Annotated in this window: 6 protein-coding genes; 1 reads left to right on the top strand and 5 read right to left on the bottom strand. The window is 73.0% G+C overall.

Annotated features, from left to right (window positions below; all coding sequences use genetic code 11):
* Nucleotides 1-32: 32 nt before the first annotated feature.
* The 3 genes from ACFWM7_RS09910 to ACFWM7_RS09900 all read right to left on the bottom strand — a co-directional run bounded on the left by ACFWM7_RS09910 (nt 33) and on the right by ACFWM7_RS09900 (nt 2,343).
* Nucleotides 33-455: a universal stress protein gene (locus tag ACFWM7_RS09910; protein ID WP_383257386.1), complete on the bottom strand. Its 423-nt coding sequence runs from the start codon at nt 453-455 to the stop codon at nt 33-35.
* Between the two features lie 125 nt (nt 456-580).
* A complete protein-coding gene (locus ACFWM7_RS09905) occupies nt 581-1,240 on the bottom strand; it encodes an FMN reductase (RefSeq protein WP_383257383.1) in 660 nt (219 codons plus the stop codon).
* A gap of 5 nt (nt 1,241-1,245) precedes the next feature.
* Nucleotides 1,246-2,343, bottom strand: coding sequence for an LLM class flavin-dependent oxidoreductase (locus tag ACFWM7_RS09900; RefSeq protein ID WP_383257380.1), 1,098 nt, complete (start codon nt 2,341-2,343; stop codon nt 1,246-1,248).
* 342 nt (nt 2,344-2,685) lie between these two features.
* Here ACFWM7_RS09900 and trpS point away from each other — a divergent pair, with 342 nt between their 5' ends.
* Complete coding sequence (trpS, locus tag ACFWM7_RS09895; RefSeq protein WP_383257377.1) at nt 2,686-3,759, top strand: tryptophan--tRNA ligase; 1,074 nt, start codon at nt 2,686-2,688, stop codon at nt 3,757-3,759.
* 97 nt (nt 3,760-3,856) lie between these two features.
* On the opposite strand, the gene ACFWM7_RS09890 is transcribed toward trpS, so the two are convergent.
* Both ACFWM7_RS09890 and ACFWM7_RS09885 read right to left on the bottom strand, forming a co-directional pair.
* Nucleotides 3,857-5,863 carry an NAD-binding protein gene (locus tag ACFWM7_RS09890; protein WP_383257374.1) on the bottom strand — a complete coding sequence of 669 codons (2,007 nt, stop codon included), beginning with the start codon at nt 5,861-5,863 and terminating at the stop codon, nt 3,857-3,859.
* Nucleotides 5,864-5,903: 40 nt separating this feature from the next.
* On the bottom strand, nt 5,904-10,970 hold the full coding sequence (locus ACFWM7_RS09885) for a DNA repair ATPase (protein WP_383257371.1): 5,067 nt from the start codon (nt 10,968-10,970) through the stop codon (nt 5,904-5,906).
* Nucleotides 10,971-11,238 lie beyond the last annotated feature (268 nt).

Here is an 11,238-nt window from a genome sequence, read left to right as displayed (position 1 = left end):
TCAGTCGCCCTTCCCGTCAGTCGCCCTTCCCGTCAGTCGCGTACGACCGTCACCGGGCACGGCGCGTGCTGGGTGACATGGAGACTGACCGAGCCGAGCAGGGTGGCCTTGATGCCGGTGTGGCCGCGGGCTCCCACGACGAGGAGGTCGGCCCCCTCGGCGCGGTCCAGCAGGGCCTGGGCCGGATTGCCGATGACCACGACCTTGCTGACCGCGGCGGCCCCCTCGGTGCCGAGGGCCTCCTCCAGCGCCTCGGTGAGGGAGACGGTGGCCAGGGCCTGCGGGTCGAAGTCCTCCGGCAGGCCCGGCATCATCGACGCCCAGCTGGTGGCGGGGTACTCCCAGCTGTTCACGGCCTCCACGGTGGCCCCGGTCAGCTCGGCCTGGCGTACGGCCCAGTGCAGTGCCTTGATCGAGGAGTCGGAGCCGTCGACGCCCACAACGATCCTGCCCATATCTGCCTCCAGCTCGGTGAAGCCCGATCCAGCGTCCGGTCTCACTGTAGTCAAATAGGACAAGTGGGGGCGGGTCGGGCTGACCCGCCCCCACGTGTCCGGCCACCGGCCACCGGCCACCGGCCTCAGTCCAGCCGCAGGTCCGCCAGCTGCTGCTCGAAGGGGACGACCGCGTCCTCCCCGTCGTCCAGGCCCGGGGCCCGCGAGGCCCCGGAGGCCGTACGGCCCAGGACCGCGGAGGCCAGCTCCCCGCCCGCGCGCCGGATCCGGGACGGCAGGCCCTCGGTGTACTCGTCACCCGATGAGCCCCAGTCCTCCGACGCCGCGTAGACGGAGGTGGGCACGGTGACGGCCCGCAGGTAGGAGAAGAGGGGGCGCAGCGCGTGCTCCAGGACCAGGGAGTGGCGGGCCGTGCCGCCCGTCGCGGCGATCACGACGGGCTTGCCGGTCAGCGCGGTGTTGTCGATCAGGTCGAAGAACGACTTGAACAGGCCGCTGTACGAGGCGGTGAACACCGGCGTCACGGCGATCAGCCCGTCCGCCTCCGTCACCGCGTCGATCGCTGCGCGCAGCTTGGTCGACGGGAACCCGCTGACCAGGTGGTTCGCGATGTCCACGGCGAGATCACGGAGCTCCACGACCTGGACCTCGACGTCTCTGTCCTGCTCGGCCGCGAGGCGCTCGCGGGCGGCGGCGGCCAGCCGGTCGGCCAGTAGCCGGGTGGAGGACGGCTGGCTCAGCCCGGCCGAGACGGCGACGATCCGCAGCGGGGTGGTGGCGAACATCGTGGTCAGACCTCCTTCTGCTCAGTGGTGGCGCGGGCGGCGGCGACCGCCGGGTGGACGGGCGCGGACTCCGGCACACCGGCCGGCCGCAGGTTGGCGAACTCCTTGCGCAGCACCGGCACGACCTCCTCGCCGAGGATGTCGAGCTGCTCCAGGACCGTCTTCAGGGGGAGCCCCGCGTGGTCCATCAGGAACAGCTGGCGCTGGTAGTCGCCCACCGCGTCCCGGAACGTCAGCGTCCGCTCGATGACCTCCTGCGGGGAGCCCACGGTCAGCGGGGTCTCGCGGGTGAAGTCCTCCAGGGACGGGCCGTGGCCGTAGACCGGCGCGTTGTCGAAGTACGGGCGGAACTCCCGTACCGCGTCCTGCGAGTTCTTCCGCATGAACACCTGGCCGCCGAGCCCGACGACGGCCTGTTCGGCGGTGCCGTGCCCGTAGTGGGCGTAGCGGCGCCGGTACAGCGAGACCATCTTCTTCGTGTGCTCCATCGGCCAGAAGATGTTGTTGTGGAAGAAGCCGTCGCCGTAGTACGCGGCCTGCTCGGCGATCTCCGGAGAGCGGATGGAGCCGTGCCAGACGAACGGCGGGACGCCGTCCAGCGGGCGCGGGGTGGCGGTGAAGGACTGGAGCGGCGTACGGAACTTGCCCTCCCAGTCCACGACGTCCTCGCGCCACAGCTTGTGCAGCAGGGCGTAGTTCTCGATGGCCATCGGGATGCCCTGGCGGATGTCCTTGCCGAACCAGGGGTAGACCGGCCCGGTGTTGCCCCGGCCCATCATCAGGTCGACGCGGCCGTCCGCGAGGTGCTGGAGGGTGGCGTAGTCCTCGGCGATCTTCACCGGGTCGTTGGTGGTGATCAGGGTCGTGGACGTGGACAGGATCAGGTTCTCGGTACGGGCGGCGATGTAGCCGAGCGTCGTCGTCGGGGAGGACGGGACGAACGGCGGGTTGTGGTGCTCGCCGGTCGCGAAGACGTCCAGGCCGACCTCCTCGGCCTTCTGCGCGATGGCCAGGGTCGCCTTGATCCGCTCGTTCTCGGTGGGGGCCCGGCCGGTGGTCGGGTCGGTCGTGACGTCCCCGACGGTGAAGATCCCGAACTGCATGGCGTCCGCCTTCCTGAGTCCCGGCCGGGGTTCGTGACCCTTGCCGATTTGGTTGAATGTTGAACTACACCCTACAACGAGACCCCCCTCCCACCTATTCCACGACCTGCCCCCGCGGTGAGGGCCCGGCCGTTACACTCGGCCCATGACCTCCGTCCCGTGCCGAAACTGGTGGCGCTCCTCATAGGAGCGGCCGCAGCATCTGCACGGAACCAGGGCCGTTCGACATGGACGGCCCTTTTCGCTGCCCTCGTACGGCGCGGACACGGAAGACGGAGCGCAGCGCCGCTCACCGGCGGGGCCGTCCCTCACGTATCACTCACGCGAGGAGAGGCACCCACCATGACCACGACCACCGTCGAGCCCCGATCCACCGAGCCCCGCACCCCCGCCGAGCTCCGCAGCGCCGACCTGGAGAGCCGCATCGCCGGGGATCCCGGCAGCTTCCGGGTCCTCACCGGGGACCGCCCCACCGGCGCCCTCCACCTCGGCCACTACTTCGGCTCCCTGCGCAACCGGGTCCGGCTCCAGGACCTCGGCGTGGACGTCGTCGTCCTCATCCCCGACTACCAGGTCATCACCGACCGGGACACCGCGGAGCGGCTGGGGGAGTACACCGACGGGCTGCTCCTGGACTACCTGGCCCTCGGTATCGACCCCGTCCGGTCCACCGTCTTCACCCACAGCGCCGTCCCCGCGCTCAACCAGCTCATGCTGCCCTTTCTCAGCCTGGTCTCCGTCGCGGAGCTGAACCGCAACCCCACGGTCAAGGACGAGATCGCGCACTCCCGGCAGTCCTCGGTCAGCGGGCTGATGCTCACCTACCCGGTCCACCAGGCGGCCGACATCCTCTCCTGCAAGGGCAACGTGGTTCCCGTCGGCCAGGACCAGCTGCCCCACCTCGAACTCACCCGGACCATCGCCCGCCGCTTCAACGAGCGGTACGGGAACCTCTTCCCGGAACCCGACGCCCTCCTCTCCGCCGCGCCCCTGCTGCTCGGCACGGACGGCACGAAGATGAGCAAGAGCCGGGCCAACTCCGTCCCGCTCTCCGCCACCGCCGACGAGACGGCCCGCCTCCTCAAGGGGGCGACCACGGACGCCGACCGGCACATCACCTACGACCCCGACGCCCGCCCCAACGTCTCCTCCCTGGTGCTGCTGGCCGCCCTCTGCCTGGAGCGGGATCCGCACGAGGTCGCGGCGGAGATCGGCGACGGCGGGGCGGCCGCGCTGAAGCGGACGGTGACCGACGCGGTCAACAGCCACCTGGAGCCCTTCCGGGCCCGGCGGGCGGAGTACGCGAAGGACCTGACGTACGTACGGTCGGTGCTCCGGGCCGGCAACGAGCGGGCGAACGCGCTGGCGGAGGCCACGCTGGACGAGGTGCGGGAGGCGATGGGCGCGTTCCGGTAGCCGGCCGCGCCGGGCGACCGCGAACCGCGCACGCTGCGGACGCCGGGCGCGCAAGCCGGTGCCGGGACGGGGCCCCTACCGCCCCCCGGGCGGGCGGTTACCGCCCCGGCACCACCGACCGCTGCCGACGCAGCAGCTCCGCGAGGCCCCGGCGGGTGGCGGCGATCACCACCCGGTCCTGGGCGCGCAGGACGTAACCGGGGTGCAGGTCCCAGACCAGGCCGGAGGGCGGCGGTGTCGCGTCGCCCTCCGGGTCGAACGGGGGCAGGGCGGCGAGGTCCGGGTTGCGGTCGGCGGGCGGGGTGGCGTCGATGGCCAGGACCCGCCAGGCGCCCGCCCGGAACGCCTGCTCGACCGTGTGGCCCTCCAGCTGCGGGTGCCCCGCCACCTCCAGGGCCGCGAACAGCATGACCTTGCGCTCGACCGGGACCGCGCCGAGGATCTGGCGGCCCATCATGGCGACCGCGAAGGACGGCGCGGCGAGATGGGAGACCGAACGGGAGCGGGTCAGCGCCCCGGGGTGCGCGGTGCGCAGGGTGCGGTAGACGGCGGTGGCGAACTCGTCGTCGTACAGCCGCAGCGCGACCCTCAGGTCCGGTTTCACCGAGCGGGCGTACAGCGCCGCTTCCAGGTTCGTCGTGTCGATGCTGGTGAGCGCGAGGAGGGCATGGGCGCGGCGGATCTTGGCCGCTTCCAGGACGCCTTCCTGCGTGACGTCGCCGATGACGGTCGGCACGTGCATCGAGCGGGCCAGCGGGATGCCCCGCGCGTCGGGGTCCTCCTCGACGACGACCACGGGGATGTCGAGTTCGCGGAGGCGTACGAGGACCCGCGTACCGATCTTGCCGAGTCCGAGCAGCACCACGTGCCCGGAGAGGCCGCGGGGCGGGCGGCGCAGCGAAGAGGCCGTGCGCAGGGTGCCGAACGCCTCCAGGACGGCGGCGATCAGCAGCGGCAGCAGCAGAAGCCCGGCGACGCCGGAGAGGAGCTGGATGATCTGCCGGGCCGGCGGGGCGCCCTCGGCTGCCGGGTCGTTCATGCCCAGCAGGTCGAGCAGGGTGAGATAGGCGGAGTGCAGCAGGCTGTCCTCGGTGGTCAGGACCGAGGCGATCACCAGGGAGACCGCGGCGGCCGCGACACCGAGGGCCGACCAGCGCAGCCGGCGGGAGAAGACCTGGGAGAGCGGGGCGCCCCTGCCGCCCATGCGGGTCGCGGGGCGGTCCGGGTCGGCGCGGCTGACCGTCTCCAGGACGACGGTCCCGCGCCCGGCCGCCGCGGCCACGGTCTGTTCGTCGGGCAGCAGTTGCGGCGCCTCGTCACCGCTGCTGTCCGAACCCTCCGACCCCGCCGGGTCGTTGGTGGTGGAGGAGAGCAGCGCCAACGTGCACAGGCCCGGGTCGAGGGTCTCGCCGGGGCGCGGCGGCGGGCGTTCGGCGGCGCGCAGGAGCAGCCCCTCGGCCTGGATGATCTTGCTGCTGCCGGTCAGGGCGGTGGCGGCGAGGGCCGGGGCGGCGGTGTCGGCGTCGGACAGGACGGTGGTGGAGGCGTCCAGCAGCGCCGGGTCGATGCCGGGCATGGCGACGGCCGCCGCCTGGTCGAGCAACTCCTCCAGATGGAGCCCGAGCTTGCGGTTGTAGAGCCGGATCACCAGCCGCAGACGGGGGTTGAGGCGGCGGGCGGTCAGGGCGGCGCGGATGTTGCGCTCGTCGTCGTCGTAGACGAGCGCGAGCGCGGCGGCCCGGTCGACGCCCGCCTCCTCCAGGACGTCGTCGGAGGGCTCGGGGGCCTCCATGATGCGGACGGCCTCGACCCCGGCGTTGGTGTCGCCGGAGCCGCCCCCGGTGCCGCTCCCGTTGCCCGCGCGGTTCATCGCCGCCGACATCCGGCCGAACAGGGCTGCCGCCCGCCCCCGTTGGGTCAGCGGGGTCTCGGGGCTGTTGGCGTCCCGGCCCGGGGGCAGGAGCAGCGTGACCCGTTCCCCGTAGACGAAGCGCAGCTCCACGGCGAGCCGGCGCGCCAGGGCGTCGTCACCGCAGACGATCATGTGGCCGGCCGACGGCGGGCGTCCCGGCTGCTGAGGAAGTGGAGGCACGAAACCCAGCATGCCGTGATCCTTCCGGCTCGGTCTTCCCGATCGGTCCCGATCAGTGTGGAGCGTTTGTGATCTTCGCATGACGGCCGGGGGCGGGCCGGTCGTCGACCGCTCCGCCGTTGGCGCCGCCCTGGGTGCCCGCCAGCAGGTGCCGGGGGTCCGCCGCGCGCTGGATCGCCGTCTCGACCGCCGCGATCCGGTCCGCGAGGAGTCCGAGCGCGGCGACGGCCCGGGAGATGGGGTCTGCCCTGCTCGAACGTAGCTGAGAGCTTGGGGAAGGGTGGTCGTCCGGCCGGCCGAGCGCCTGCGTACGGACGTAGGACGCGGTGATCGCCGCCCACCGCTCGGCCTGTTCGGCGGTGAGCGTTCCGCGCAGGGCGGCCAGCTTCAGCAGGTTGGCCTCGGCGCCGGTGGTGAGCGTCTGGGCCTCGCCCGCGTAGTGGTCGTCGATGACGGCGGACAGTTCGTCGGCGTTCATGACGGGCACGATCCGCTCGGCGATCTTGTTCATGTTGCGGTACGAGCCCTGGAGCCGGAACGGCGGCTCGGTGCGCGACGCGTCCGTCTGCGCGGCCGAGGCGATGTACGCCGCGTTCACCGCGAGGACGGTGTCGCGGGCCGTGAGCAGATGCCGCAGCACCGCCAGAATCCGGTCCAATTCAGCTGCCGAGTAAGGGTGTTCCAGGTTCTCGGTGCGCGCCGAAGGATCGCTGCCGCCCGCCAGCCGCACCAGCAGCGCCAGGTCGTCCCGGGAGCGGGCGGCGAGCGGGGCGAGGGCCGGGTTGGCGGTCAGCGCGTTCTCCACGAAGCTCAGCGCGAAGACGTCCTCGCGCCCGCTGAGCACCTCGCCGAGGTTCCACACGTCGGCCCGGTTGGCGAGCATGTCGGGGATCCGGAACTGCTCGCCGGACTCGGTGTACGGGTTGCCCGCCATGCACACCGCGAACCGCTTGCCCCGCAGGTCGTAGCTGCGCGGCTCGCCGTCCCGCACGCCCTCGATGCGGCGGGTGGCATCGCACAACGGGATGAACTTCTGGAGCAGTTCGGGCGAGGTGTGCTGGATGTCGTCGAGGTAGAGGAGCGTGTTGTTGCCCGCCTCCAGCGCGAAGTTGATCTTCTCGATCTCCTGGCGGGCGGTGGCGCTCGGAGCCTGGTCCGGGTCCAGGGAGGTCACGTCGTGGCCCAGGTTCGGCCCGCTGATCTTGACGAGGACCATCCCGAGCCGGTCCGCGACGTACTCCATCAGCGTCGTCTTGCCGTAGCCGGGCGGCGAGACGAGCAGGAGCAGACCCTGCGAGTCGGTGCGCCGGTCGGCGTCGGCGGTACCGAGCTGCTTGGCCAGGCTGTCGCCGATCAGCGGCAGGTACACCTCGTCGAGCAGCCGGTTGCGGACGAACGCCGACATCACGCGCGGCCGGTGGTCGTCCAGCCGCAGCCGCCCGCGCTCGACGTCCACCAGGGAGGTGCGCAGCCGCTGGTAGGCGCGGAAGCCGGGCACGGTGTCGGCGCGGAACTCGGCGGTGCGGGCGAGGAGTTCGTCGATCCGTACGGTGAGGACCCCGCCGCCCGCGATGCGCGGGTGGTCGCCGAGGAGGCCCTCCAGCCGTACGGTGAGCGGCGCGTCGCACGCGTACCGCTCCAGCTCCGGGCAGAGCTCCACCGCGACGGCCTCCGCCAGATCGCCGCCGCCGATGCCCGTGGACTCGACGGCCCCCGTGGACTCGGCGTACGGGACGAGCCAGCCCTCCACGAGCTGCTTGCGGGCGGCCAGGTCGTCGCCCAGGGCCGCCAGGTCCTCCGCGTACACGTCGGGCCCGGCGGCCCGGTGGAACCCGTCGAGGAACGCCCGGACCGCGGCGGACCGGACGAACCCGGCCGGCCCGCTGGTCAGCTCCTCGAAGAGGTACGCGGCGACGGCCTCGGGCCGCGCCCCGTCCGACGCGGCGGGGGAGTGCTCGATCGCCGTCGCCCACTCCTCCTGGAGCACGGCGATGGTCGGGGCCAGGCCGAAGGTGTCGCGGGCGCGGGCCAGCGACACCGCCCGCCGCACCCAGGCCGTGCGCTGCGCCGCGTCCACGCCGTACGCCCAGAACAGCTGGGCGGCCGCCCGCGCCCCCGGCTCGTGGCGCAGCAGCCCGGCGGCCGCGTGCAGGCGCAGCAGGGCGGCCAGAATCGCCGTGGCGTCCTCGTCGTGGACGCCCCGCGTGTACCCCTCGTCGTACGCCTCGGCTGCCGACTCCCGTACCATCCGCGCCAGTTCGGCATCGGACCGCTCGGCCAGACGGCTCGCCCCGTGCTCGTCGAGGAGGCGGGCGGCGAGATGCTCGGCGCGGTAGACGGAGGCGTTCTCCGAGGGGAGCAGCTGCTCCCAGTACGGCCGGGCGGCCGTGAACGCCGGGTCGGTGACCGGGGCCCGGTAGTCCGTCCCGGTCAGGGCGAAGGCCAGCCGGTCGCCGGAGGGCACCAGCGTCAGGTCGAACGGCTGGGTGCTCACCGCGAACCGGTGCCGGCCCAGCTTGATCACGGACCCGCCGTCCGCGTACAGCTCGGTACGGTCGCGCAGGGCGCGGCCCGCCTCCTGCCGGGCCGCCTTCAGCCGCCCGTCCAGCTCCTCCGCCCGTACGGGGTCGCCGAGTTCGCGCAGTTCGTCGCCCGTACGGCGGATCTTGGCGACCATCGGGTCGGAGGCGAAGTAGGTGTGGACGGCGTCGAGGTCGTCCAGCGAGGCCACCCGCCGGGCGATGGTCTCCAGCACCCGGTCCGCCGACCCGGCCAGCCGCTCCGCGCGCCGCGCCCGCTCGTCCTGGAGCGTCTGCTTGCGCGCGGAGAACGCCTCGTACACCTCGGTGCGGCGCTCGGCCAGCTCGGCGAGGAAGTCGTCGAACTCCGCGAACCGCGACTCCAGGTTCTCCAACTGGAGCAGGAGCCGAGCCAGTTGGTCATCGCACGCCTCCGGTGAGTCGGCGGCCGCCAGCGCGCCCGTCACCGCCTGCCCGAGCAGCGCGAACTCGGCGGCGAACTCGGCCCGTCCCTCCTTCGACAGCAGTTCCCGGCGGCGCGCGTCCAGCGTGGCGCGGGCCCGGTTCGCCCCGCCCAGCACCTCCGCGATCCGTTCCAGGATCGACGTGCGCACGGTGGCGTCGCCGATGTCGAGACCGGCGACGACGTCCGTGACGGTGGCGAGCCCCTCCGTCATCGCCGCCAGCCGGTCCGTCACGGCGGAGGCGTCCCGTACGGTCTCCAGCGCCCCGGCATCGGCCACGAGCCCCGCGATGTCCGCGTGGTACCCGTCGAACGCGTCCTCGCGCGCGAGGAAGGACACGGCTCGCTGGGCGGCGGAGGCGATGTCGTCCTCGGTCCGGGCCGACAGCTCCGCGATCCGCTCGACATCGGCGTATCGCATCTCGCCGACGGTCGCCAAGTGCCCGTGTACCTGACGCAGTTCGGTCAGCCGCTCGACCCACGCGGACGCCGACCCGGGCACCTCGCCGCGTACCCGCCGCACCAGCGTGGTGATGCGGACCGTGGTCTCCTCCAGCGCGTCGGCGGCCCGCCGGGTCAGTTCCTGTACGGCGGTGAACTCGGCCAGCACTTGCTGCGCGGTGGCTCGCAGCTCGGCCAACGGCTCACCGAGCGAACCCAGTTCGGGGTCGGACAGCCAGTGGTAGCGGTCCTGGGCGCGGGCGCAGTCGGCGGCGAGCTGCCCGTACACGGCGGTCGTCGGCGTCATGTCCCGTACGCCGTGCGCGAGCGCGAGGCAGTCGGAGATCCCGCGCACCAGGTCGGCGTTGCCGGTCCGGGCGAGCGGACCGGTCCCGGCGGGGCGGGCGGCGGCGTAGGTGTCGGAGACGTACGGCGTCTGCCAGCGCTGCAACGGGTGCACGCGCGCGGGCCCGTCCGGGTTGTCCCGGAGCAGGATCAGCGTCCCGTCGTCCAGCAGCGCGTGCCCGCGCCCGGTGAGCGGGGTGGCGACCTCCTGGCGGATCAGGTTGTAGGGGAGGAGGAGACTGCGCAGGCCGTCGCGGGAGCGGAAGGCGTAGAGCACGTCCTCCCCGTTGGGCGAGCGGACCGCGCCCTCGAAGACCGGCTCGGTCAGCTCCTCGGCGGTGTCGAAGGTCTTCGCGGTGCCGGTGGTGAGGTAGTAGCCACCGGGGAAGATGATCCCCTGGTCCTCGGGGAGTCGGTGGCAGGACGGCCCGATGCCGTCGAGCCGTTCGACCGTGGACAGCAGGGAGTTGAAGACGAGGTGGCGCCAGTCCGTCTCCTTGTACGGACGCACGCGCAGCAGGACCAGCGGCCCGACCTCCGCGTACTCGACATCGGCGTCGGCCAGCGACTGCAACGGCTCGTCGACGGGCTCCTCGTAGATGCCCTCCGGCGACTCGGTGTCGTCGGCGACCTTGACGGTGAGGGCGCCGCCGAGCGTGTCGACGAAGAGGCCGCCGCTCTTGCCGATGGCGATGTGCGGGTGGCGTCCGGGGACGTGGGCGTCGCGCCCGGCGACGGTCCACGCGAAGTCGTGCGACGGCGGGAAGACGTGATCGCGCTCGCCCTGCGCGTCGAGGAACGCGCCGGGCGACCCGTCCGGGCCGAGCGCCCAGCGCAGAACCCGGATGTCCTCGGCGTTCTCGCCGGTCCGGAAGACGGCGAGGAGCTTGCCGCCCGCCCGGCGCAGGCGGAGGAGGCGGGCGTCGCGGAAGTAGCGGTGGAGGGAGGAGAACTCGCGCCGGAACCCGTCGTCGTCGAGGAGGGGGGCGTCCGGCGCGGGGGCGTCGTCCTCGGGCGAGGCGTCCCGTACGAGGAGTACGTCCTCGACGCCTGCTTCACCCCGGGCGCCGGGCCCGCGCTCGAATCCGAAGAGCAACTGGTGGCCGACGGCGACGAGATCACGGGGGATCGAGGCCTGCTCGGTGCGGACCTGCTCGGTGGCGAGAAGCCGCAACCCGGTGGATCCGAACTCCTCGGTCCGCCGTGCGTTGAGCGCCTCGGCCCGCCGCACGAGGTCGCCGGCCTGCGCGGAGAGCCGCCGCCGCAGCACCTCGTAGGCACCGGCGTCCACGTCGCCCCGCTCGCGGTGGGGCGTGGTGGCGGTGTCCGTGGCGGTGATGTCGCTGCCCATGCGTACGGCTCTCCCTACGTGTTCTGCTCTTCGGACTCAGCGGGCCCGCACAACCTTCGGGCCGGTGGGCCCGCACAGCTCCAGCCCGCTCGGCACCTCTCCGGCCGGTCCGGCGTTTGAGGACGGAACCCCCGGCCCGGGTGGGCCTGCGCCTGAGGGGCGGACCCGGCCCTGGTGCGCCCACCCCCGTGGGACGCACACCCAGACCTTCCGGCCCCCCGGGCCAAGGGTTCCGTCCGGCAGGGGCGGCCGGGGGACAAGGGGGTCC

Origin of the sequence: Streptomyces sp. NPDC058375, assembly GCF_042723425.1 — a bacterium.
In the GTDB taxonomy this organism is placed as follows: Bacteria; Actinomycetota; Actinomycetes; order Streptomycetales; family Streptomycetaceae; genus Streptomyces; species Streptomyces durocortorensis.
This window is presented reverse-complemented; position numbering and strand designations above follow the sequence as displayed.